The organism is Bradyrhizobium daqingense (assembly GCF_021044685.1).
Taxonomy (GTDB): domain Bacteria; phylum Pseudomonadota; class Alphaproteobacteria; order Rhizobiales; family Xanthobacteraceae; genus Bradyrhizobium; species Bradyrhizobium daqingense.
Map to the genome: position 1 here is coordinate 7,682,637 of NZ_CP088014.1, position 24,444 is coordinate 7,707,080.

The window sequence follows — 24,444 nt, forward strand, 5'->3', positions numbered from 1 at the left end:
CCAGTTTCAGCAACTCAGTGCCTCGCAAGCATTCTTTGTTTGTTGTGAATGACTGCTCGCGCAAGGACGCTTGCGCCGACCCCATGCTCATGCCGAGCATGAAGAGATACGCGCGAGCCCTTATGTTTTGCAGCTAACGTGGACGCCTTGCGTCCGTCGCGGGCACGGCGAAGCGCAGGGGCAGAGCGTGTTCATTCACCTATGTAGAGGCAGCCGCGCTTCTTTGCGATCTGGTAGACCAGCACGCTCAGGAGCGCGATCAACGATCCGTAGACGGGAAACATCCAGGCGATGTGCTCGCGTTGCAACCAAACCAGCAGATAGGGTGACGTCCCGCCAAACAAGGAGACGCCGAGCGCATAGCCGAGAGCCACTCCGGTGGTCCGCACGGCGCGCGGCATCAGCGTGGTGGCGATGAAGTTATAGAGGGCCATGTTGAAGCCCACGATCGCGCCGCCGAACACCGTAACAAAGAAGAACGTGACGATGCCTTTTTCCGAATAGAGCAGTGTCAGGAAGAAGCATGGGATGAGCAACAGGCGCAGCAGCGCGAACGCGCGCGAGGGTCGCACCTTGTCCGCGAAAGCGCCGACAAACGGCGCCGTTGACATCCAGATCAGGACCATCAGGGTCATGATCCCGTACACATACGTGCTGTCCTCCTTGAAGACCGTATTGGCCATGTTGGGAAGACCGGTGTTCCAGGCATAGTTGGCGATCTGCACCGACCCGATCACCAGGATGACGGCGAGCAGCGAAAGGCGGACGCTCCATAGCGTTTTCCACACACCGCCAGTCGATTCCTGAATGCGCGAAGACTCGTCTTGCCGATGCATGGCTCGATTGATCAAGGTTTCCGGCACCGTCGTGCGCAGATAGATGATCAAAAGGCCCAGCACGCCGCCGACCGCAAAGGGTATACGCCAAGCCCACTCGCGCATGGCTTCAGGTGCGACCGAGGCGCTCACCAGGAAGGCAACTAGGCTGGATCCAAGGCTTCCCAATTGGATGAATGTGCCGCCAATCAGACCGAGATAGCGTCCCTCCTTACCAGGTGGCGCCAGTTCAATTGCAATGGCGTTGGCGACACCAGCTTCAGCGCCTGTGGCAAACCCCTGAATCAGCCGCATGATCAGCAGCGCTATGGCCGCCGTGACGCCGAGGTCCTTGTAGGTGGGCAACAAGGATATCAAAAGCGAGCAAACCGCCATGGCCGTGACAGAGATCAGCATGACGCGCTTGTGGCTGATGCGATCTGCGACCGGCCCCAGCAAAACAGCGCCCAGCGGTCGAGCGCAAAAGCCCGCGCCGTACACGGCAAGTCCCGCCAGCAGCGAGGTGGTGGGATCATCGGAAGGGAAGAAGTGCGGCGAGAGAAACGCCGCCATTACGCCGTAGACATTCCAGTCGTACCACTCTAGCGCCACCCCTCCTCCAAGGCCGGCGGTCATTCGCTTGTTGGCAGTTTGCTTGTCAAGCTGGACGGGTACAGCGCTGGGCTGAGCAATGATGTTCATGGGTCCTCGGGCTCTATTGATGACTTAATGATTTTGCGGGTCGCGCGAGAACGAGCAGCCGCTCGTCGGCTCAACTGCGCCCGCCGCGAGCGGGGGTCTACGAGAGCGGCGGCCTTGAGCAGGCCGGACCGCGGAAGCGCAAGCGCAACAGCTGCCCGGGATGCCGGCGGAAAGCCCGCCTGGCTTCACGTAATTGCGGGCCTCGCCTCACGAGCGGCCATTGCACGATCCTAATGGCGCAGGACGCCTTCATCGTTGCTTCCGACTTGCGCGGCGACTCGCATAAAGCGCGCGCGAGATTCCGTGCCATTCCCATGGCCAGCCTTCCTCCTGTTGCTCTAAGCGCGCTTCTGAAGAAGCTGATGTTCTTGTTGGACAGCGCGGCGTCACAAGACCCGTCGCATCGTCAATGAGATCCTTCAGATGTGACCCACTCTCGCCGGCCGCATCCTTCTGGTTTCCCGCAGTACCGGGCATTTCGACATCGAGTTCTGAAATCGATTTCAAGATTAGTAAGAATTCGGAACTGCGGAGTCAAGCCGTTTTTTACGGGTGAAGCCCGCCTCATGGTCTCCGTCGGCTCCGCGTTGAGCAAGGTGGCTCAGCGCCGCTGAGGCTGGTTCTTCCAAGAAGAGGCTTTTGGATGCCTCGTTGCGAAGAAATCGATTTCAGTCTAAGGCGGGGTTCTCATATTCCTTCAGGAGAACCGCTCCATGTCCGAGACGCCCGATCTCATCCTCTCGACATCTGTCGCGCCCCACGTGCGCCTATTGACGCTGAATAGGACATCAAAACGAAACGCCTTGAGCAACCAGTTGATCGTGGAGCTTGGCGCCATCTTGCGCCGTGCCGCAATCGATGAGGATGTCCGCTGTGTCGTGCTTTGTGGCAGCGATGCGTTCTTCTCTGCCGGAGCCGACATCAAGGAGATGCGGGAGCGCGGCTTTGAGGCAATCGACAATTCCGCCCGACGTTCTGCCTGGGGGGATGTCGCCAATTTCCCCAAGCCTCTCATTGCCGCGGTCGAGGGCATTTGCTTCGGCGGCGGCCACGAATTGGCGCTGCTCGCGGATATCGTGATAGCAGGTGAAGGGGCGGTATTTGGGCAGCCTGAGATCAACATCGGAATATTGCCCGGCGACGGCGCAACGCAGAGGCTGACACGCGTGGCTGGCAAATCACTGGCCATGCTGATGATCCTGAGCGGCCAATCCATCACGGCGCGGAGTGCGATGCAGGCCGGCCTTGTGGCGGAAGTTGTCGAAAGCGGCAGGGCGCAGAGGCGAGCGCTCGAAATAGCCGATCTGATAGCGCAAAAGCCTCCCCGCTCGGCTGAACTTGCCAAAGCTGCCGTTCTCGCCGCCTTTCAGACCACGTTGGACGCCGGGCTCGAGTTCGAGCGGCAAGCGATACGTCACGCTTTCAGCACAGCTGACCAGAAGGAGGGAATGAACGCCTTCTTTGACAAGAGGCCGCCGAATTATCGCGGGAAGTAGCCCCCCGCGATTGGCTCGCACGCGGCGCCGGCGAAGCTCGCCCGCGCAACATGCGACATTCAACACTCCTTCGGCTCGACCGGGCCGGCGCTACGGGCGACGATCTCGTATTGGCCGGCCTTTGCCACGCCAATGTACATGTTCATCCTGCAGTGGCGCTTGCCCGGCACCATCTCCGCCGGCCCGCCAGGCCCTTCCGCAATCTTGGCGTGGTCAAGCGCGGCAGCGACAGCCTCGCGGTCAATTGTACCGGCTTCCCTCACTGCGGCTTCCCACAGCTTCAGTCCTCGATACGTGCCGGTCGCGGCGCTTCCTGCTGAGAACCGGAACTTGCCCGGAAACTGCTTTTCGTAGGCCGACTGAATTTTGGCGCTCACCGGATCTTCCGCCGCGAGCGCCTTGTAATAGTCGAGGCTGCTGGCGAGGCCTTCGATCTCGTGAGCCTGGTTCATTTCGAGCGTGTTCTCGTCATAGTAGACGCAGCCCAGCTGTCCCCCATTCCTAGAAAAGCCCGCTTCATAAAGCTGTTTGAAGAACGAGCCGACGCCCGGGGGGATAACACTGTTGAAGACCACGTCTACCTTGTTGGACGTGATGCGGCTCACGGTCGATGAAAAATCGATTTGGTCAAGCGGGTAGTACTCCTCGAACACCACCTCCCCGCCGCTGCTCTCGATCACCTTGCGCGCATAGGCATTGATTGTTTGCGGCCAGACGTAGTTTGATCCAGGCAGCGCGAAGCGTCTGCCACCGTTCTTGATCAACCACGGAATGAACCGGTCGCAATTCTGCGCCGGTACCGGCCCGGTGCAAAACAGATAGGGCGTGCACTCCCTGCCTTCGTAGGCCTGTGGATAGATGTAGAGCGTCTTGCCACGAGAGATGATGATGTCCTTGATGGCGTTGCGCATCGAGCTCGCAATGCCGCCGAGTACCAGGTCGACCTTGTCTCGTTGAATCAGCTTGCGGACATTGCCAACAGCGACGGACTCGTTGGACGCGGTGTCTTCGATCAGGAGGTCGATCGGGCGCCCCAAGAGACCACCGTTCTCGTTGATCTCGCTCGCGACCATGCGCGCGACATTGGCGTCGGTATTCCCGGCAAAGCCGAGTGCCCCCGTAAGGTCGGTGGCAATGCCAATCCTGATCGGGCCTTCAGCGGCGTTGGCCCAGTCAGGACGGATCACCCAGCTGCCCGGGCCGGCCGCAATGGCCGCAGACACAAAGGCGAAATTGCCGAGAAAGCGGCGGCGGCTGAGTTGCCGGTGATCATTCAACATGGAACTGACCTCCCCTTGGCTCATGGCCTTAATCCACGCGCCCTGCTCTTTCCTGGGGGGCGCGGTAACCGGAACGCTATCCGTCATTTTTCGGTTTCAAGTCGGCTCTTCGGATCAACTTTTTAAAATCGCGAACGAAGTGCAGCAATCAGGACAGTCTGAAAAGCTCCCTCGCGTTCTCGCCAAGGATCCTGACCGCCAAGCGCTCTGCGTCTCGGGGGCGAAAGTAGCCGCTCGCAACTTTTTCTTTCAGAACCTCGCCGATGAGCCGGCGTGCGCCCTGTATCGCGGCAAATGTCTCCTCAACGTGAAGACAATCTCCTCCGATCATCATTCGCGATTCATCCGGCAAGACTTCAATAGCCTCGTGCAGGGCCAGCTTGAAATGGGACGGGCTCAACAGGAAGGACCAGCACAAATCGAGCCAAACATTGCGGTACACAAAAGCCATTCCCAACAAGTCCCGGCTCCAGGGATAGGCCAAATGCATCAGCAGAAAACGGGTCCGAGGATGACGCTCAATCAACCCGGTCATGCGTAGCGGGTGGGAGCCGCTTATGATTGCCGTTCCAAGATGAGTTTGGACTGGCAGGCCGGCTTCGCCTGCGAGCTGACAAAACAAATCGACGACAAAGTCACAGAAAGCCTTGCGCGCCGCAGGGGATGGAGACCTTTGTCCCCAGGCCTGCCGAGCGAGGTCCTCGTTCGGTTCGTCAAAGCTTAGATCGCGGTCATAGGCGAGCGCGTTTTTGAGCGCAACGTGATTGCGCCGGGCGCAGCCGGCTACGAGCTCCCGGATTGCGTCGCAATAATCGTCGAAGGTTTTCACCTCCATGCCGAGGCGCCGCAGCAACGTATGGCCGCAATTTCCATTGTGATCGCGAGATTCCGGGTGCCAGCCGAGGGCGAATGCATTGATCCGCAGGACCGCATCGTAACTTTGCCCTAGGACCGGCCGCGGATCCATCAACGGATCGAGAAAAGGGTCCGTTACGATCCTTCCGATGGCGGCGCGCCCAATGACTTCACTTGGCCATGTCGCCTCCCTGTGGCGCAAGCGCACCAAAGCGTCTACTGCCTCCCAGTTGTCGCGCGTGATTCCGGTTTCGGCGACGCCGTAAAGCTCGGCGACACCGCCGGCGAGGTTACGAACGAATGCATTTGAGCCGCTCCTCTCCAGGAACGGAGCAAGGGCCTCCCAGGTGATTGGCTCGGTAGCGGTAGATAACATATCGCCAGTCGCCTTGGGCTCGGATGGCAGGACGTGGCTTGTCCAAGCCGCATAGCTCTGCTGGAACAGTTTCAAAAGATTCACGTCCCGGCTATGTGCGACCTCGGACATGTGATGTTCATGGACATCGACGACCTGGCACGCATTCACAAAATCGCTCATGGTTTTGGACATCGTCCCTCTCTGTTCAGTCATCGCAAGGAACTTCAACGCGCCATCTTTCGGGCGTGGGATGGCAGCCGGGACGCCTCTACGGCGCCAGATACGTCAAGAGCCGCGGGTCGTCGCGCAGCTGTTGCGACGGGCCCGACAGCGCGACACGGCCGCGATCGACCACATAGGCCTGCTCCGCGACGCGCATTGCGAGATCGAGATGTTGCTCGACGATGATGATCGCGATCTCTCTGGCTAGTTCGATCAAGCGCTCGGTGATCTCCTCGATGACGCCGATCCAGACACCCTCGGTCGGCTCATCCAGCAGGAGGAGTTTGGGGTTTCCGAGCATCGCGCGGGCGATTGCGAGCATCTTGCGCTCGCCACCGGACAACGTTCCGGCCGGCTGATCCAGACGCTGGCCGAGTTTTGGAAACATCATCATGACCCGGTCCACTGCCGATCTATCGCGGTGCAAAAGCGATCCGACGGCGAGATTGTCGCGCACCGACAGGCGCCCGAACACTGAATGCTCTTGCGGCACATATCCAATGCCGGCCCGCACCCGCTCTTCGGTTCGGCGGCGATCGATATCTTGGCCGTTGAATTGCACGCCGCCCCTCCATGCCGGCAGTTCGCCCACGATCGCCTTCATGAGCGTGCTCTTTCCGGCGCCGTTACGGCCGAGGACGGCCACACCGCCCCGCGGTGGGACGGTCATATTGACACCGAACAGCACCTGGCTGCGTCCGTAGCCGGCGTCGAGATGCTTGAGATTGAGGAATTCAGGCACGGCGCAAATAGATCTCCTGGACGCTTCTGTTGGCCTGGATCTCGGCAACCGTCCCCGACGCCAGAACCTTGCCCTGATCGAGCACGGTTAGCCGGTCGCAGATGTCTCGGATGAAATCCAGGTCGTGCTCCACGATGACAAGCGAGCAATGCTGCTTGATCGGCTGCAGCAACTCGCCCGTGACGCGGCGCTCCTCAAGGCTCATGCCACCGGTCGGCTCGTCCAAGAGCAGAAGGCGCGGCCGGCATGCGAGCGCCATCGCGATCTCCAGCCATTGCTGCTGACCGTGAGAAAGGGTCGCCGCAGCATCAAACGCGCGATCGGCGAGCCGGAACTGGAGGAGCAACGTCATGACCTCCTCGTGCAGTCGTCCCCGACTGCGCGAGAACGCCAGATCCAGCAGTGAGGACCGGGCCTGCAGCGCGAGCAGGATGTTGTCGTATAGCGTGAGGGTCGGTAGCACGGCGGTGATCTGGAATTTCAGGCTCATGCCCGCTCGCGCACGCTCTGGCGGCGTCAACGAGGTGACGTCAGTATTGATGAATGTCACCTTGCCTCGCGTCGGCACTAGCGCACCTGCAAGACACTTCATCAGCGTGCTCTTGCCCGAGCCGTTCGGCCCGATCAGGCCATGAAACTCTCTCTCGCCGACGCTGAGCGCCGCTCCGTCCAGCGCGGTGAGTTTGCCAAAGACCTTGGAGATGCCGGCGGCTTCAAGGAGCGGCATTGCGCTTCTCCTTCAGGCTCGGGCCGAAATGACCTACACGTTCCCGCTCGCCCAGCACGAGGCTGATCAAGCCGAGGGGGCGGAACAGAATGACGAGCAACAGCAAAACGCCGAGAATGATCGGCCAGATATCGCGATAATTGTCGGAGAGCCAGAAGCTGAGGCCCTCAACAATCGCGGTGCCGATGACCGCACCGATCAATGTCCCGGAGCCGCCGAACAAGACGTAGAGCACGACCTGGGTAGACATGACCACGCCCAGCATGTTCGTCCAGACGAAGCCCTCGTGAAACGCATAGAGGCTGCCGGAAGCACCTGCGATCGCGCCGCTGATTGCGAATATGATGGCCTTCAAATGCTGCACATTGTAGCCGAAGAAGGCGATGCGCTGTTCATTCTCTCGCAATCCCGCCAGTGCCAGACCGAACTGCGACCGCAGCAAAAAGCGCGACAGAAGGTAGATCAGAACCAGAATGGCGAGAACCAGATAGTAAAATCCTGGTCCCTCGCTCAATTCGTGCGAGCCGATTGTCATCGGCGGGATCGAAGGGATACCGTTCTGGCCGCCAAGATAATGAGAACCCCGAGCGAGCCGATCGGCTGCATAAGCTCCGGTCATAGTACCAAGCGAAACGAAGACCACACTGGAGGGGTGACGGCCAAGCAGCAGGAAACCTGCCAGCAACAATGCCGCTACAAAACCGATCAAGGTTCCGGCCGGAAGAACGGCAAAAATCGATGCGACCCCGAAATCGCGTGAAAGCAGCGCCACACCGTAGCCGGCCGTGCCGAAGAACAACGACTGACCCAAGCTCAAGATCCCGGCATAGCCCCACACCAGGTCGAACGACAACGCGAAGAGGCACAGGATGAGCACTCGCGTTGCATAGACAGTGATGTAATCCCGCAGGACGAGCGGTGCGATCGAAGCGGCAATCAGCAATGCCAGTTCGAGAATTGGAAGCACCTTCGTTCGCCCTGCGATGGCAGATGCCATGACGGGCGAACGAGCAGCTTCAATCACGTGTGGCGGGGGCTGTGTGCCAGTGCCGGTCGATGACATCAGCACTCCTTCGGATCGACCAGGCCGGCGCTACGCGCGACAATCTCGTACTGGCCGCCCTTCGCCACTCCAATGTACATGTTCATCCTGCAGTGGCGCTTGCCGGGCGCCATTTCGGCAGGCCCGCCCGGCCCTTCCGCAATCTTCGCGTGGTCGAGGGCGGCGGCTACCGCGTCGCGGTCAATTGTGCCGGCCTCCTTCACTGCAGCCTCCCACAGCTTTAATCCTCGATAGGTGCCGGTCGCGGCGCTGCCTGCCGAGAACCGGAACTTGGCTGGAAATTGTTTGTCGTAGGCCGATTGAATCCTGGCGCTTACCGGATCCTCCGCCGCAAGCATCTTGTAGTAGTCGAGGCTGCTCGCGAGCCCTTCAATCTCTTGGGCCTGGTTCATTTCCAGGAAATTTTCGTCGTAATAGACGCACCCCAGCCGCCCGCCGTTTTTGGAGAAGCCGGCTTGATAGAGCTGTTTAAAGAACGGGCTGACGCCGGGCGGGACAATGGCGTTGAAAACCACGTCGACTTTGTTGGATATGATCCGGCTAACTGTGGAGGAAAAGTCAATCTGGTCGAGCGGGTAGTATTCTTCAAAGACGACTTCGCCACCGCTGCTCTCGATCACCTTGCGTGCATAGGCGTTGATTGTTTGCGGCCAAACATAATTGGAGCCAGGCAGGGCAAAACGCTTACCACCATTTTTGATCAACCAGGGAATGAACTGGTCACAATTCTGTGCCGGTACCGGTCCCGTGCAGAACAGATAGGGCGTGCACTCTTTACCTTCGTAACCTTCCGGATAGATATAGAGCGTCTTGCCGCGAGAGATAATGACGTCCTTGATCGCATTGCGCATCGAGCTCGAGATACCGCCAATCACCAAGTCGACCTTGTCTCGCTGGATCAGCTTTCGCACATTTCCCACGGCGACGGATTCGTCGGAGGCAGTATCCTCAATCAGGAGTTCGATCGGGCGTCCCAACAGGCCGCCGGAGTCGTTGATCTCCTTGACCAGCATGCGAGCGACATTGGCGTCAGTGTTGCCGGCAAAGCCAAGTGACCCGGTAAGATCGGTCGCAATGCCAAGCCTGATCGGGCCTTCCGCAGCATTTGCCCAATCCGGGCGAATTATCCAGCTGCCCGGACCCGCCGCGATGGCGGCGGAGGCGAAGGCGAAATTGCCGAGAAAGCGGCGGCGGCTCAGTTGACGGCTGGCGTTGATCATCGGTTGACCCCTCTTCCCGAAACAAGGCCTTGCGGCCGGAACTTGATGAAAATGATGGCAAGCACGAACACCAGAACGTCGGCGATAACCGGTGACATCAGCCAAGGCAGCCAGGCACTGAACGTGCCGATGACGCCGGCGCCAGCGACTGGGCCGGCGAAGGACCCGACCCCACCGACCATCACAGCAACGAAACCCTGGATAAGAAAGCGGATGCCGAGATCGGCGAACAATGAAAAGACCGGCACGATCAGCGCGCCGGCGAGACCCGCGAGTGCCGCACCAAATGCAAAGGTGACGCTGTAGATCATGCCCGTGGAGATGCCCGAGGCACGCGCCAGCTGTGGGTTCTCCAGCGAGGCGCGGACTCGCAGGCCGAACGAGGTGTAGGCGAGCAGAGCATGGCTCGCGGCCATGACCAGCAAAGTGATGATGACGATGACGCCGCGCCAGGCGGCGAAATGCAGACTGCCGATCGTGATAGAGCCACTGATTGGCTCCGGCACCGAGAGATACAGTCCCCCGGTCAGGCCGCGCACGGCTTCGCGAATGATCAGCCCCAGCGCATAGGTGCCAAGCATGGCGACGATTGGAGCGGCATAGAATCGGCGCACCACGAGTTTTTCCAGGACGAAACCAAGCGTGCCGACCGCGACGGGCGCGGCAAGCATGCCGAGCGGGACCGGCAAACCGACGCTGTGCATGAGATAAGTGACGTAAGCGCCGAGCAGGACGAACTCGCCTTGGGCGAAGTTGAAGATGCCCATCATGCTGGCAATGATCCCGAGACCGAGCACGACCAGCACAACAATGGCACCGAAGCTCAAAATCTCGAAGGTCGCGATAAGTAGCGTATCCATGCTGCTGCGTCACATTCCTTGGGCTTGCGAGCACAGCTTCTTCACGCCGACCGCGCGAAGGCGTGAGCTACTCGTTGGAATGCGAAGGGCTGCTGTCACAAGAGCGCTCCTGGAAGGTCATCCCGGCAATGGGAGTTGCAGGCGATGGTGGGCTTCTAGGGCGGCCCGCCTGTCGGCGCTTCATTCACGACATGCGGCTCGAGATTGCCTAGATCAACGTAGGGAGATTTGGGTAATGTTGGGTAATGTTGGCCAGGCGACCGACATTGCGGACACGTTAAAGAGGTCCTACGGCGGGTCGCCGGCCGTTCTCGCCAGCCCAATTTCGATGCAGCCAAAAGCGATAGAGAGCTATCCGCATGCCCTCACCGCAGGCTCCCGCAAACGCGCGCGTCGTTAGCGCCTACCGAACTATCGGAGGAAACCAGAAGAGCTGACGCACCATTTGCGATGGCCGCAGGCCGTGAGTTCAGCACCGAGAAGGCATCAAGTCATTGTGGCCGAGCACCTGGCTTGCCGACCAGCGGAAATGTGAATTCAATTCCCGCACCCGCAAACGTGGTCCACAGAGTCTGCAGCAGATCGTCGGATGCGGGAGGCGTGTCATTGTACTCTTCGAGCCGCCTGATGACGGCGCACGATAACCCGCTTCGCTCGGCCAACTGCTTCACCGACCAGTTCAGCATCCCCCATGCGGCTCGCAATTGCCTCCCCGTGAGCTTCGATGCGGCTCTCCGCTCCCTTGCGAGTATATCGTAATGCGCGTCGATCTACACGCCGAGCCACTCCCTTACACCGCCATAGCTGTTGCCGAGCGGTACAGCGTGCATCGATGGCAACGAGAAGGTCGCTGTCGGCGCAGTGATCATCGAGTCCGGCATCTGGGTTGCGACGATGACGGGCTTGGCAACAAGCCGGCAGGCCCTGACGAACTCCTTTTGCCGGCCCAGCACCTCCTCAGGGGGATTTCAACCCTGAGGTCGCCTCGCGCGACCATGATGGCGTCTGACAAGTGGATCATATCCCAATACGATCAAGCGCCATCGGGGTCTCGATCTTGGCAACGCCACCGGCGGCCTCACCGATCAAAGCTCGTGCCTCGACCAGGTCAGATGGTTTCTGAACAAAGGACAGCAACCCAGTCGACGCCAAGCTCGAGGCCGAACGCAAGATCGGCTCGATCCTTCTTGGTTAGAGGCGAGATCTTGAGCAGCGCGCCTGGCAGGCTGGCGCCCTTGTGATCACGGATGACGCCGCCGATCACAACGCACGCCATTCTCCGTTCAGAACCGAGCTTTTCGACGACTAGCTAGACGAACGCCCATCGTCAATGAGCAGGGCCTGACCGGGATAAGCGGCTGCGAATATTTCTGGATGAGGCCGCGGGATTGACTGCTTCCCGCCTGTCTCTTAGCGCGAAGCAGACCGTCTCCCCGGCATCCAGCGCGAGCTTGCCTTCATCGAGCCGGCCAATGCGGATCTTCGGGCCTTGCGGATCCTGCAGCACGCCGATCGGCCGATTGAATTCCAGCTCCAGCGCACGGATCGAGACGAGCACACGGGCGTGATCGTCATGGGTCCCCGCGGCTGAAGTTCAGCGTGAAAGTATCAGCCCCCGAAAGATAGAGCGCACAAAGCTTTTCAGGTGATGCGGTTGCCGACCCAACGGTTGCGACAATCTTGGCATGGCGTGAGCGGCGCATCGTGCCCCTCTAGTTCAGAAGATAAGTTCGGCATCAAACGAGATAGGGCCGCTCACAAGGTATTCAAAGCGAGCTGGCCGACGTTGCGCACTTTCGCTCTCTCCACCGTCCGTCGTTGCTGGACCAAGAGGTGAAAACACTGCACTTATGCACCGGATGCCGCCGCCGTCTGTCCCTGATGGGTGGATTGTACGATGCTGTTCACCGCGCGGTAGGCGAACACGATGGCTGGTCCGATCGTAATGCCGGCCCCAGGGTAGATCCCACGCATCGGTGAAGTCATGTCGTTGCCGCAGGCATAAAGACCTGCGATCGGCACGCCGTTTCCATTTAGGACCCTTCCGCCAGGATCCGTTGACAGGCCGGTCGCAGTTCCAAGGGTCGCCGGGACAATCGGGAGCGCAATGAATGGCCCGTTCTTGATAGCTCCAAGGTTCGGGTTTTTCTTTCCAACCGCGGGATCTCCCAGGGTTCGGTTGAAAGCCGATTCACCGCGTTTGAAAAGCGGATCGCGCCCTTCAGCTGCGTGGGCATTATGTTCTTCAACGGTCTTTTGGAGCTCTTGCGGGTCGAGGCCCAATTCCGCCGCAAGCTCCGCAATCGTCCGGCCAATCTCGATGTAACCCAAGCGGGCATACTTCTTGATACTCAAAGTCCAGGGCCAGGGGAGCAGGTGTCCCATGCCTCTGAGGCGGACGAATTCCTTGTCGCAGATGAAATAGAACCGCTTGTCCGCCGGATAGCCGCTATTGAACATGGCAAGACAGATGTCATGGTACGAATTGGATTCATTGACGAAGCGCTTAGCATTTGGCCCCACCGCGATGACACCTGGACGGCCACGATCGAGCCAGCCGTACGGGACCACTTGCGAGGAGCGGCCGTTCCTGAGGATCGACACGGGCGTCCAGAATCCACTCGATGCAACGTCATTATCGATCGCAGCTCCGAGCCTGCCTGCGAGCGCAATGCCGTCTCCTGTGACATCGCTGTGGGCCAGCGTATCATTGTGCTGGTGGGCTCGGCTGAGCTGGGCTCGCAATTTACCGTTCCGCGCAAAGCCACCGGTTGCCAGGATTACTCCGTGCGAGGCTCGGACGCGGAGATCCGTGCGATCCCGCTTGAGGAGTGCGCCAGTAACTCTCCCTCCCTCCCTCATCAGATCAACCGCTGGGCAGCTTGGCCAGATTTCAGTGTCGTATCTGCGAAGGCTTGCCAATAACCGCGCGATCAGAGCATTGCCGCCACTGAGTTCAGTGCCCCTCCTGTAGCGCAGCCGGTCGCCTGCGTAGCGGCTGACCCGGCGAAGGACGTGCTTGAGCGAGGCAGCCGACTGGAAGGGATTGAGAAAGCTTCTGACCTCGCCGGACGAAATCATCATGCCGCCGAGCACGACGCGAATCGGATCACTTATCAGGTCGAAATCCTTGCCGAGAAGCCGTCCGTCGTAAGCTGCGGGGCTCAGCGCCCGGCCCATGTCGATCCCGCCGATCTGGCTCGAATGATAATCCGGAGCGGAGGCCAGTGTGAACTTGACTTCACTCCCATTCTCCAAGCTGGCGAGCGCCGTTGGGCCGTCTTCAAGATAGGCATCCACGAAGTCGGGGCGATAGTAATCGCCAAGTTCGTGTTGCAGATAGATCTTCGCATTCGCAATCGAATCATCGATTTTCGCCGCTCGAGCCTGCATTGAGCATGGAACCCAGATCATGCCGTTCGAGAGGGCGGTCGTGCCACCGAGCCGGCCAGACTTCTCGCATACCGTCACGCGAAGTCCGGCTTTTGCCGCATAGAGCGCCGCGGACAGCCCGGCAGCGCCGCTGCCGATCACGAGCACGTCCGTCTCCCAATCGTGCGTCGGCTTGTTCGCTTTGGAGGAGGAAGCGGTACTAGGTTTCAATTTGGTGATCGGGTTGTTCATTCCTGCCTCGGTGCAGATTTCTGCATTGATTGCTGACGCTTTCGCGGGAGCGGAACGGCTTTGAATTCTTCGGCTGCAGCTTTCACCGCCCGCTCGATCGGAATCCGTTCGATGGAGGAGGCGCCAACGAAACCGACACATCCGGTAGACCGGTAGACTTCCGAGGTATCCTGGGGCTCGGCGATTGCCCCGCCATGGCAGAGAAGGATGACTTCCGGCCGAACGGCTTGAGCGGCAGCATTGATCTCGTTGATGCGCCTGATGGCCTCTTCGATCGACTGTCCCGCCTCATGACCCACAAGCCCGCCGCGCGTTGCGCCGACATGTGGGACAATGCAGTCGGCTCCCGCGGCTGCCATCGCCTTGGCATCGTGCGGGCTTGCGACATAGGCGAGGGAGAAGATGTTCTTCTTGCGGGCCGCCGCGATCAGCTCGACCTCACGCTCGAAGCCGAGCCCGACGCGGCCACGACGCTCGCGCCATTTCTCACCCATCGTTGAAATGGTCGGGTAATTGATCACGCCGGAGAATCCGGCAGCCCAGAACTTGTCCAAGAGATCATCGAGCTCGAGCCGGAGGGGATCCCAGGCCTCGACACCGCCTATAACAGGAACCGAGGAGACGACGTTGCGGATCTCCGCCGCGAGCTCGAGCGTGCGCGCATTGGAATCGCCGATCCGGCTCGTCGGCAGCCCCATCAACCGCGACAGCCCGGTGCTGTAGACCACGAGCATGTCGGCGCCGCCGAGAGCTGCGCATTTTGCGACGAGGCCGCAACTGCTCGCCGCGGCAAGCACTGCCTTTCCAGCCTCAACTTGAGCTGTGATCTTTGCGAGTATTTCGGCCCGATCAAACATCCGCAACTGATGAATCTCCTGGTGTCAATTGTTCGACGATCCACGATGCGGCCGCCTCCGCAAATTCCGGATCATTGATGTGACAATCCAGCTCGCGGGCGATGATCGATCGCGGCAGATGTCGCCTGACCGCGTCGAACCAGGCCCTATCGGCTTCAGGGTTTCGAAAGATGCCGCCGTCCCGGTCATAGTCAGAGACCCCCTTGACCGGCCACAGAACGAGGGCGGGCGCCTTTGCTTGCGAAAGGCGCTCGGCTGTGAGCCTGCCTATGCGCTCATTCTCCGAGACGGTCGTACGCATGAGCGTCGTGAAGGGGGTATGCGAATAGAATTGGCGCTCCTTGAACTCGGCAGGCACGCTCGAGGGAGGGCCAAAATTTACCATATCGACGGCCCCCGGGGCGATGAGCTGCGGAATCATGCGGCGAGATGCTGCTTTGAGCCGACCCGGACCCGCACTAGCGGTGCCGCCGACAAGCTCGTCAGCGAGCTCGGTTGTGGTCAGATCGAGCACCGCATCGAACTCGCCGGCGGACACGAGCTGCTCCATCTTGCGGCCCCCGGCGCCATTGGCCGGAAAGACAATCGCGTCGATGCCTGCCTCTGCCAGCCGCGCGACACAGCGATTTGCCGCCGGCGTCGTGACCCCAAAGGCCGTGATCGCAACCGTCTTCTTCTTCCGCCGATCCTGAGCGGGCACATAGCGCATCGCCGCAATGGCCCGCCCCGCATTGTCCAGAACGCGTTCGGTGAACGCGTTGATCCCGAAAAGATCGACCAGGGTCGGATAGAGGATGATGTCGTTGTGGAGGGCCAATTCGGCCAGGAGGGCTGGCCTCGCGCTGCTCACCAGTAGCTTCGGGAATCCATACGGCAAATCCGATACAACTTCACCGAAGACCGCGCTGCCTTTGCCGCCCGCCACGCCGACGATGGCGTCGATCGCACCTGATCGGAGGAGCTCCTTGACCTCTTCACGCGCGCTTGCAGCTATTTCCCGCAAGACCTCGGCGGGTGAAACCACGCGTGCATCGCTGCTGTTCCTCCGGTTTGATGTGCCTACATCAATCGTAAGAGTCTTGCGGCCCCACTGTTCGATGACGCGCGCGAGATAAGCGGTTTCGCGGCCCTTTGTGTCCAGGGTTGCGACGATCGCGGCCATGCCCGCAGGATCGCACCGCTGACCATCCCGGATCGACCTTTCGTCGTCCGCGTAATGGTGAGACACGATCTTCCTCCTGGACGTTTCTGGACACCTGGAGGTCTAGGGTCCAGACTCAATTGAGCCAATATGCGACGAGAGCGGCGAGATGAACAGCGGCCAAAAAATTACGGGCGAGCTTGTCATATCGCGTGGCGATGCGCCGGAAGTCCTTGAGCCTGCAAAAGCAGCGTTCGATGACATTTCGTCCTTTGTAGGCGCGTTTGTTGAAGCGATGGATGACGACACGGTTAGATTTATTGGGGATTACGGGCTTGGCGCCACGACGAATGATTTCGCCGCGAAGCTTGTCGCCATCATACCCTTTGTCGGCGAGGAGCACGCTCATGGGTGGCGCGAGCGCCAGGACATCGGGAGCCGCAGCGATATCGGCATCCTGGCCTGGAGTCAGATGCAGGACGACCGGCCGGCAGAGCGGATCGCTCAGCGCATGGATTTTTGTCGTGCGGCCTCCGCGCGAGCGGCCGATTGCTTGATTGTGCTCCCCCCTTTTCCGCCGGAGGCACACCGGTGAGCTTTAATCGAGGTCGAGTCGAGCGACAGTACGACGCCGTCTTCGCCAGGCTTGGCCAGCGCTTCGAAGATTGCGCACCATCGTCCTCGCTTGGCCCAGCGATTGAAGCGATTGTAGATCGTCGTGTAAGGGCCGTATTCACGTGGACAATCACGCCATCGTGCACCCGATTGCAGCATGTGAATGATGCCGCTGACGATGCGTCGGTCGTCGTCCCGATCCGGCCCCGTCAGTCCCCTCGGCAGATGCGGTTCGATACGCGCCCATTGCCTGTCGTTCAGCCAAAACAAACCAGCGCGCATTCTCTCGCCCCCGAATCAACACGTAGGCAAGAGAATCACGTGGCGCTATTTAGGTACAGACCCTAGATCGGAGTGAAATGGCCCATAAGCCCGGATACGAGCGCGATTGGGTAAAGTTGGGTAGCTCCAAGCGGCCATAGCAGCAGCCGCTTCATCCTGAGCGCCACCGTAACGAGGGAAGCCGCCTCTCCCCTTTGCAAGGAGGCGAGCGTCAGCTGGCGGAGCTTTGTGGTTTGGGCCGCCCGCATCGTCGGCGCGCTCCGAGACAAAAAGATGCCGCTGCCGGAATCTTCCAGCAGCGGCGCGAGTCAGGGAGGAAGCAGACGAGCCGGTCTGCTAGCGGATCCGTAGGACGCAGCGATAGCTCGCCCGGAATTTTCTACCCGAGACGCTTCACGGGCCCTTTTTCAGAACGAGCCGAACTCGGGCAGCATCGGCAAATCGTATCCGGCTCACAGCAAGGCGCGGAGAGGCTACTCAAGCAAGAACGGCTATGACGGCGTTAGCGTTCATCGCATCCAGCCGAGCCCGGCTCCCCCGCCGAAGAAAGACATGACATTGCTCCCCCAAAGATCGACGAGTGGTGGTCTAGACCTCGATGGAATGGCGTGTAAGATCGGCGAAAGGTTCAAATGGGTAGGATTGGGTAGAACCGTGAGAGCCAATGTCTTTGGTCGCCTTGCCGCAAGTCTCCCCTCGCCTCGCGGTGATCAGATAACGATCTATGCGCCGTCACTGCGGACTCTTCCGCAGAATGCCATGCTCGTCATGGCTACACTTCCTGTCATCGACTGGAACGACTGCCTCGTGCGGGACTTGCACGCGAGCCCCAAGGCGCCCCCTTGCTGCTATGCGGCCGTCGTCATGATCGATCCCTTTGCCTGCTGGGAAGATCTCGGAGATCTGTTACAGGATGCAAAGATGACCGGAGTGACGAATTTTCCGCCAGCCTGCATGATTGAACGGACATCGGCAGGAGTGCCGCTCGATCGCGGTCAGGAGCTCGAGCTTCGCCGTATGGAGTGGTTTGCAAGGCGCGGGTTCAAAGTCCTGTTTATCGCGGCGGACGAGGCAAAGATGACAGCAGCGGAGCAACGGCTTGGTTCGCAGCTGGATGGGGCCGTCTATCTGCGACCCGAGGCGCTTGCGCTGCCGATTGGATCGGATATCGGGCTCGTAAGCCTTGGCTCTCATGGATCGTCGTCGGTACCGAGGTTCTCCCTGGAGCAGGCCGCCACGGCCAAGCAGCCGCTACGACGGGCATGAGGCCTTATTCGAGGATCCGCAGTTTCTTGATTTTATTGTAGAGGGTTTTGCGCGAAAGCCCGAGAGAGCGAGCAGTCTTGCCGCGGTGAAGCCGGTTTCTCTTCAAGCCCTCGATGATCCAGTCTCGCTCGGACAGCGAGGCCGCGGGCCGTGCGCCAAAAGGTGGCTCCAACAACGGCTTTAGCACCTCACCGGTGATGTGACTTGATGGCAAGGTCACGAGCTGGTTCACGACCTGCCGCAACTCGCGCAAATTGCCTGGCCAATCGTGCCCCGCGAGCGCAAGGAATGCAGAGTTTTCTATCGTGAGCGTCTGGGCGCTGGAATCTCCTTTGGCTTCGACGGTGAAGTGTTGAACGAGTTGCGGCAGATCTTCAAGCCTGTCGGGTAGCGAAGGCAATTGGACATCCAGCCCGGTAAAAAGGTCGAGAAGCCGCGCGCACAGAACCGTTTCAAGACCAGCGCCTCGGGCCACGGTCGCGGTGGCAATGATCCGGGCGTTGGAACGCATGACAGTTACCCCGTTCAGAGGGGTAAATCCGCCTGTCTCGAGGTAATCGGCAAGGCGCTCCTGTCCATCGCGCGAAAGTTGGTCGACATGCAATAGCACGACGGCACCGTCACTCGACGCCTCCAGGAGTGACAATTGGCGTCTGCCGCTCTCAAGACGCTCGGCGCCGAACAACGGGCCAAGTATATCCATCGCCGGACCGGGGCGGCAATGAAACAACGCCGTTTTGGCGTGCCTGCGGTCGCTAAACGCGTGAACCAGGGTTGCTATTCTACGCTTGCCAGAGCCGGCCTCCCCCCAGATGAGGACCGGGCGGGGGGTCGCCGCAACGCGTCTGGTGATCTCAAGGATGCGCTTCATTGCCGAGGACTGTGCGATCACGCCGTGCCTGAAACCACTCAACTGCAGCTGCCGTTCGAGCAGATCCACCTTCTCGCGCAACAGGTGGATGGTCTTGAAGCCCGACGTCACCTCGAGGACCGACATCTCCAGAGGCACGCGGTCCAGCGAAGAGCCTCCGATGAAACCTTGGATTCCGGTCTCGCGGCAGATGTCGAGGAGTTCGTCCGGCTTCGTAATGGGGCCGCCCCCAAGCAGGCAGATGGTGCTCTTGTTGACGGATTGAGCAACGCGCGCAACGGCGCTCGTACGCGCTGCAAGTTCAGACAGGCTGACCGACGGATCGGCTCCGCTTTCAACCGCGCGGTTTAGATTGAAGTTGATGCAAATGGCCTCGGCGCCCGCTTCGACCATTCGACGCGCCTCGGATTGACTGCGCGTATAGGCAATTGTCATCAGGCCGCGTTTTGCAGCTTTCACGAGGAGCTCGATTTCCCGGGAGTAACCAAGACCACACTTCTCGAGCAATGACCTGCGCTCATCGTCGATGTGTATGACCGATGGGAAGTTGGTCACGCCGCCAAATCCCCATTTGATGATCCGATCGAGCCAACGATCAACATCGAGCTCGGGGTCGAATGTACAGGTGCCGAAGAAGACCGGCAGTTTCGTGCTGGGCAGAATTTCGGTCCGTCCGAAGCTTGCCACGAATTCGTTACTATTGCGGATTGGGAGGATCGAGGCAGGCGAGGCCCCACCCATGGCACGAAAACGGCCCGCATTGAGCGCGAGCACGAAATCGGCCCCCGCCCGCTCGGCGGCTCTGGCGGTCATGCCCGACCCGATCCCCGCACCAAGGACAAACGAACGGGAATTGCGGAAGAACTGCCTGATACCGGCTCCCTTCACCTCAGCCGTCCGCCTGTCGATCCTGAGCCGCGCATCATCGCACGGCTCTACGTGAAGACTAGCTCCAACTCGCAGGTGCGTGCAACCGCCATACCGCCTTTCCATTGCCCATGAACAAGTGGCAATCGGCTGGAGCGGCGGTGAGGGTGAACTTGGAGGCGCCTTTGGGCCAACCGGATTGTGGCGCCCTGGCGACGAGAGCTTCGTTTCCGGCATTACCGTAGATGTACGTGACGCTGCCGAGATGCTCGACGAAATCGACCCCAAGTTCAATCGAGATCTCCTGCTGCCCGGGCATTGACGAGGAGAAGTCGTCCGGGCGAATTCCAACAGTGACCGGCTTGCCAACCAGCATCTGGTCCGGCTGGACCGGAACGGAGATCGTGGGCCCGGCGTCCAACCGGACATCCATGCCATGTTCATGAGCTGCTTCGACCTTGCCGCCCAGGAAGTTCATCTTGGGCGAGCCGATGAATCCTGCAACAAAGCGCGAAGCGGGATTGTGATACAGATCGTGCGGGCTGCCGACCTGTTCGATGTTGCCGTCCTTGAGCACCACGATCTTGTCAGCCAAGGTCATCGCCTCCACCTGGTCATGCGTCACGTAGATCATGGTATTTCCGAGCTGCTTGTGGAGCTTGGCGATCTGAACCCGCATCTGCACGCGCAAATCGGTGTCCAGGTTGGAGAGCGGCTCATCGAACAGGAAAACTTTTGGTTCTCGCATGATGGCGCGCCCGATTGCGACGCGCTGGCGTTGCCCTCCTGAAAGTTGTCGAGGCTTGCGCTCCAATAGATGGTCGATCTGCAATAGCGATGCTGTTTTGGCTATCTTGGCGGCGATCGCGGCTTTCCCGGCTTTGGCCATGCGCAGGGGAAAGGCCAGGTTCTCTTTCACCGTCATATGCGGATAGAGAGCGTAGCTTTGAAAGACCATGCCGAGGTTGCGATCGGCCGCATCGATGTCGTTGACGAGCTCATTGTCGATGAGGAGCCGCCCACCGCTGATGGGCTCGAGCCCGCCAATCATGCGCAGAAGCGTGGATTTGCCCGACCCGGACGGACCAACAAAGATGACAAATTCGCCGTGATCGATAGTCAGGTCGATATTACTCAGGATCTCGATTGTCCCAAAAGTCTTCTTGAGGCCCTCCAGGCGAACGTCGGCCATTATGCCCTCCTCTGTCGCGGTTGAGCCGCGCGAGCAGCACTTACCTCAATCTCGCGCAAGCTCGATACGATGAAGTCGGGAGCCATCAAGGACGGATCCTGACGCGTTGGCACGCCGGTTGTAACAAGCACCGTGGCAAGACCCGCCCTCTTTCCGGCTTGAATATCCGTAGGAACTTGATCTCCGATCATGATGGTCGACCCGCGCTTCGTACCGAGGCGTGAGAGCGCTGTCTCGATCATCGGCACTTGCGGCTTTCCAACGATCGAAGGCCGCACTTGCGTAGCAGCGGCCACAGCTGCAATGGTCGCACCAGCGCCAGGTTCGAACCCGCTGGCCGTCGGCAGCAGAAGATCGGGATTGGTTCCTATGAACACAGCTCCATTGAGGATCGACTCAACCGCAATTCGCAGCTTCTCATGCGTGATGTCCCGGTCAAGCCCCATCACGACAGCTTCGGGCGCTCGGTCCGTGACCTCCAGCCCAACATCTCGCATGGCCGTCACAAGCGAGGAAGCTCCGATGACATAGATTCGCGTTAGGTGCGGATAATTGGTTCGAACGAGTTCTGCGGCGGTGATAGCGCTTGTAACGACCTGAGACGGTGCGATCGAAAGACCAGATCCTCTCAGCCTGCCGACGACGTCCTCCGGGGTATGCGTTGAATTGTTCGTCGCAAAGCAGAATGGCACGCCTGCTTTCTGCCATCTCGTAAACGCCTCTATGGCATCCGCTATTGCGGTGCCGCCACGATAAACGACGCCATCCAGATCGGAGATAATCCCTTCTATCGGCGGCCAGTTGATCTTAGAGCTGAGGCTAACCATTCATCAGCATCCCACCATTCACATGGACAATCTGCCCGGTCATGTAGGAAGCTGCGGGGCTGGCCAGGAACACCGCAAGCCCTGCGATATCTTCCGGCAGTCCGACCCGGCCCAGCGGAATTCGGCCACTATGGCGCGCTTCGGTTTCCTCCCGCGGACGCCCGTGCAAGGGTGTATCGATAATCCCGGGAGCAATCGCGTTGACGTTGATCTTGAACGGAGCACATTCATAAGCGAGCAGCTTTGTCACATCGTGCACGATGGCTTTTGACAAGCAATAGTCGGCGCCGCCAGCCTGGTAGTTGAAAACAGCACCTTGAGATGACAACGAGGACCCGACATTGACGATGCGGCCGCCTTTGCTCTTCATGAAGCGCTCGATCGCCAGCTTCGCGCAACGAAGCACTGCGACGGAATTGATCTGGATGGTTTTTTCGATTCGATCGGCATTTCCGGTCAGAAGCGCCTGAGCCGATTTTATTCCGGCGTTGTTGATCAGGACATCGAGCCTGCCGAAGCGCTTGGCGATCTCATCAAGCACCCTGCCGACATCATCTTCTCGTGACACATCCATGCTCATCGGCAGGATGCCATTGCCGTGCGGCAAACGAGTCAGAATGACTCGCAGGTTTTCCAAATTCGCGTCGGTTGCCAGGACGTTCGCACCGCCTTGACGGAAAGCATTAGCTATGGCTGAGCCAATGCCTCCACCTGCACCGGTCACAAGCACGGTCCTGTCTGCAACTGAGAACTGTTCGGTCATTCCAACTCCAAGATCGATTGAGAATTCAGAAATTCGTCGACGGCCCAACTGCTAGGCATCGATCTTTGGGCGCCGCGTCGCGTCACACATAAGGCGGCAACCGCGAGCGCCTTTTTGATCGCTTCTCGTATCGGCAACCGATGAGCAAGAGAGGCTGCGAAAGCTCCATTAAAGGCATCCCCCGCCGCGGTCGTATCAACGACCTTCACAGGAAATGCGCGGAGCGCGAAAGTCGCGCTGGCATCGGCGTAGTAGGCTCCCTGCGCACCTAGCGTGATCAGCGCTGCCTTCGGCCCGAGATCGAGAAGCTTTCCAGCCGCATGAGCGGCGCCGTCGAAGTCATGCACCTCGACACCGGTGAGCTCGAAAGCTTCCGTCTGGTTTGGTGTGACGAAATCGACACTCCTCCACGCCGCGGGCGACAGGCCCGCCCTCACGGGGGCCGGATTGAAAATAAGATCGAATTCCTTGACGCTCTTCAATGCAAAAAGGTGATTGAGCGCGGGGACCGGCATGCCCATTTCGGCAACGACGATTGCGTCCCGCTCAATGAATTCGGCCGCCTTCTCGACCATGCTCGGAGTGACATTTGCATTGGCTCCCGGGTCTATGACAATCATGTTGGAGCCGTCGTCGCCGACGAGGACAAGAGCAGAACCGGATATCTCCCCCGGGCATACCTCAATGGCATCAAGGCGGACACCTGCCTCACGCAGCGCTTGCAGCAACGATCGGCCAGCGTCATCATCGCCAAGCCGGGTGTAGAAGCTCGGCCGAAGCCCCAATCGAGCGGCGGCGACCGCCTGATTTGCGCCCTTGCCTCCCGCATTCTGCTTTAAGCTTCCCATCAGGCTTTCACCCGGCGTTGGAAGCCGCTCGACGTTGAAGCAGAGGTCAAGATTGGTCGTTCCGAAGAACATCAATGGTCTGGGGCTCATTTCACGGCCCCGAAGGTAAGGCCACGTTCGAGATGACGCTGGCCAAGGATAATCAGGACGATCGGCACAATCATGGTCACCACCAAACCCGCAGCCATGACCGGATAGAACTGAACGCCTGGATTAAGCAGCTTGAGCAGGGCCACGGTGACCGGTGCTTTCGTCGAACTGAGGATCAGGCCGAGAGCGAAATTGTGCCAGGCAAGCAAGAAAATGAGCAATGAAGCGCCGATTAGGCCGGGCTTTAGAAGCGGAAGAACGATGTGCCAGACTACACGGAACGGCTTTGCACCATCCATGGCCGCCGCCTCCTCAATGTCCTTTGGGATGTCCTCGATATATGATCGGCTTAGCCAGATGATCATTGGCAGCGTGACGACCTGATAAACCCAGATCATGCCGAGATAAGTGTCATAAAGGCCAACTGTTTGGAACACGCTGAACAGCGGTATAACGACAAGGAGTGCCGGCGCGAAGCGGAAGCCCAGAATGAAGAACGCGATGTCCTCCTTCCTAGGGATATCACGTCTTGCCAAGACGTAACCTGCGGGTACGCCGGCGATCAGCGATACGAGCACCGCGCCAAGCGATATCACGACGCTATTGGCGACCGGCGTCAGGAAATCAACCTTGATGGTGCCGTAGCTTGTCGCCCCGGCCTGGGCGGCATCGAACAAAACGCGGAAGTTTTCAAATGTTGGAGTGAAGACAAAGCGCGGCGGCAAGGTCATGACCTCGGCCTGCTGCTTCAGCGACATCATCACGATCCAGACCAGGGGAAATGTCAGGATGAGCGTACAGACAACAACCAGTCCATTAAGGAACAAGCTTGCGGGCGTTAAGCGTTTGAAGCGCATTGCC

At 59.6% G+C, this 24,444-nt stretch carries 20 protein-coding genes and 1 pseudogene; 2 read left to right on the plus strand and 19 right to left on the minus strand.

The annotated features are described in order from the left end of the window. Positions 1-191: 191 nt before the first annotated feature. Positions 192-1,517 (minus strand): MFS transporter, encoded by a 1,326-nt coding sequence (locus LPJ38_RS36440; RefSeq protein ID WP_063615341.1) that lies wholly within the window; start codon positions 1,515-1,517, stop codon positions 192-194. A gap of 713 nt (positions 1,518-2,230) precedes the next feature. Here LPJ38_RS36440 and LPJ38_RS36445 point away from each other — a divergent pair. Beyond that, positions 2,231-3,013, plus strand: a complete 783-nt coding sequence (locus tag LPJ38_RS36445) for an enoyl-CoA hydratase-related protein (RefSeq protein ID WP_028144089.1) — start codon at positions 2,231-2,233, stop codon at positions 3,011-3,013. 59 nt (positions 3,014-3,072) lie between these two features. Here the strand turns inward: LPJ38_RS36445 and LPJ38_RS36450 are convergent, their stop codons facing one another. From LPJ38_RS36450 to LPJ38_RS36505, 12 genes and pseudogenes are all read right to left on the minus strand, one after another. Next, a complete protein-coding gene (locus LPJ38_RS36450) occupies positions 3,073-4,293 on the minus strand; it encodes a substrate-binding protein (RefSeq protein ID WP_018645254.1) in 1,221 nt (406 codons plus the stop codon). Positions 4,294-4,441: 148 nt separating this feature from the next. Beyond that, entirely contained in the window at positions 4,442-5,698 is a 1,257-nt protein-coding gene (locus tag LPJ38_RS36455; protein ID WP_158644822.1) for an amidohydrolase family protein, read from the minus strand. A gap of 76 nt (positions 5,699-5,774) precedes the next feature. Then, positions 5,775-6,470, minus strand: a complete 696-nt coding sequence (locus tag LPJ38_RS36460; protein WP_018645256.1) for an ABC transporter ATP-binding protein — start codon at positions 6,468-6,470, stop codon at positions 5,775-5,777. Next, complete coding sequence (locus LPJ38_RS36465) at positions 6,463-7,197, minus strand: ABC transporter ATP-binding protein (RefSeq protein WP_018645257.1); 735 nt, start codon at positions 7,195-7,197, stop codon at positions 6,463-6,465. Before LPJ38_RS36465 ends, LPJ38_RS36460 begins: the two co-directional genes overlap by 8 nt. Next, the gene (locus LPJ38_RS36470; protein ID WP_018645258.1) at positions 7,184-8,194 is read right to left on the minus strand and encodes a branched-chain amino acid ABC transporter permease; all 1,011 of its coding nucleotides are present in this window, start codon (positions 8,192-8,194) and stop codon (positions 7,184-7,186) included. Before LPJ38_RS36470 ends, LPJ38_RS36465 begins: the two co-directional genes overlap by 14 nt. 65 nt (positions 8,195-8,259) lie before the next feature. Continuing rightward, positions 8,260-9,480, minus strand: coding sequence for a substrate-binding protein (locus tag LPJ38_RS36475; protein ID WP_035711494.1), 1,221 nt, complete (start codon positions 9,478-9,480; stop codon positions 8,260-8,262). Next, positions 9,477-10,340, minus strand: coding sequence for a branched-chain amino acid ABC transporter permease (locus LPJ38_RS36480; RefSeq protein WP_035711497.1), 864 nt, complete (start codon positions 10,338-10,340; stop codon positions 9,477-9,479). The genes LPJ38_RS36475 and LPJ38_RS36480 overlap by 4 nt, the downstream gene beginning before the upstream one ends. Before the next feature lie 845 nt (positions 10,341-11,185). Continuing rightward, positions 11,186-12,043 (minus strand): annotated as a pseudogene (locus LPJ38_RS38195) (pyruvate kinase); the annotation flags it as partial. 145 nt (positions 12,044-12,188) lie between these two features. Next, positions 12,189-13,964 carry an FAD-dependent oxidoreductase gene (locus tag LPJ38_RS36490; RefSeq protein ID WP_049802025.1) on the minus strand — a complete coding sequence of 592 codons (1,776 nt, stop codon included), beginning with the start codon at positions 13,962-13,964 and terminating at the stop codon, positions 12,189-12,191. After that, the gene (locus LPJ38_RS36495; protein ID WP_035711502.1) at positions 13,961-14,821 is read right to left on the minus strand and encodes a phosphoenolpyruvate hydrolase family protein; all 861 of its coding nucleotides are present in this window, start codon (positions 14,819-14,821) and stop codon (positions 13,961-13,963) included. Before LPJ38_RS36495 ends, LPJ38_RS36490 begins: the two co-directional genes overlap by 4 nt. Then, entirely contained in the window at positions 14,814-15,983 is a 1,170-nt protein-coding gene (locus LPJ38_RS36500; protein ID WP_035711506.1) for a Tm-1-like ATP-binding domain-containing protein, read from the minus strand. The genes LPJ38_RS36495 and LPJ38_RS36500 overlap by 8 nt, the downstream gene beginning before the upstream one ends. Positions 15,984-16,098: 115 nt before the next feature. Then, positions 16,099-16,859, minus strand: a protein-coding gene (locus tag LPJ38_RS36505) for an IS5 family transposase (protein WP_110115998.1) whose coding sequence is annotated in 2 segments (ribosomal slippage) — positions 16,099-16,520 and positions 16,520-16,859 — 762 coding nt in all. Because the reading frame shifts where the segments join, the coding sequence is not laid out codon by codon here. 759 nt (positions 16,860-17,618) lie between these two features. On the opposite strand from LPJ38_RS36505, the gene LPJ38_RS36510 reads away from it, so the two are divergent. Next, positions 17,619-18,125 (plus strand): hypothetical protein, encoded by a 507-nt coding sequence (locus LPJ38_RS36510; protein ID WP_018645264.1) that lies wholly within the window; start codon positions 17,619-17,621, stop codon positions 18,123-18,125. Positions 18,126-18,129: 4 nt separating this feature from the next. Here LPJ38_RS36510 and LPJ38_RS36515 read toward each other — a convergent pair whose 3' ends face one another. The 6 genes from LPJ38_RS36515 to LPJ38_RS36540 form a co-directional block, all read right to left on the minus strand. After that, positions 18,130-19,809, minus strand: a complete 1,680-nt coding sequence (locus LPJ38_RS36515) for a phosphoenolpyruvate hydrolase family protein (protein ID WP_231088533.1) — start codon at positions 19,807-19,809, stop codon at positions 18,130-18,132. A 133-nt stretch (positions 19,810-19,942) separates the two neighbouring features. Further along, positions 19,943-21,055, minus strand: a complete 1,113-nt coding sequence (locus tag LPJ38_RS36520; RefSeq protein WP_011084700.1) for an ABC transporter ATP-binding protein — start codon at positions 21,053-21,055, stop codon at positions 19,943-19,945. After that, positions 21,055-21,882: an HAD-IIA family hydrolase gene (locus LPJ38_RS36525; protein WP_011084699.1), complete on the minus strand. Its 828-nt coding sequence runs from the start codon at positions 21,880-21,882 to the stop codon at positions 21,055-21,057. The genes LPJ38_RS36520 and LPJ38_RS36525 overlap by 1 nt, the downstream gene beginning before the upstream one ends. Further along, positions 21,875-22,645, minus strand: a complete 771-nt coding sequence (locus tag LPJ38_RS36530) for an SDR family NAD(P)-dependent oxidoreductase (RefSeq protein ID WP_011084698.1) — start codon at positions 22,643-22,645, stop codon at positions 21,875-21,877. The genes LPJ38_RS36525 and LPJ38_RS36530 overlap by 8 nt, the downstream gene beginning before the upstream one ends. Beyond that, positions 22,642-23,583 (minus strand): ribokinase, encoded by a 942-nt coding sequence (locus LPJ38_RS36535; RefSeq protein ID WP_018645268.1) that lies wholly within the window; start codon positions 23,581-23,583, stop codon positions 22,642-22,644. The genes LPJ38_RS36530 and LPJ38_RS36535 overlap by 4 nt, the downstream gene beginning before the upstream one ends. Next, positions 23,580-24,440, minus strand: a complete 861-nt coding sequence (locus LPJ38_RS36540) for a carbohydrate ABC transporter permease (protein WP_011084696.1) — start codon at positions 24,438-24,440, stop codon at positions 23,580-23,582. The genes LPJ38_RS36535 and LPJ38_RS36540 overlap by 4 nt, the downstream gene beginning before the upstream one ends. Positions 24,441-24,444 lie beyond the last annotated feature (4 nt).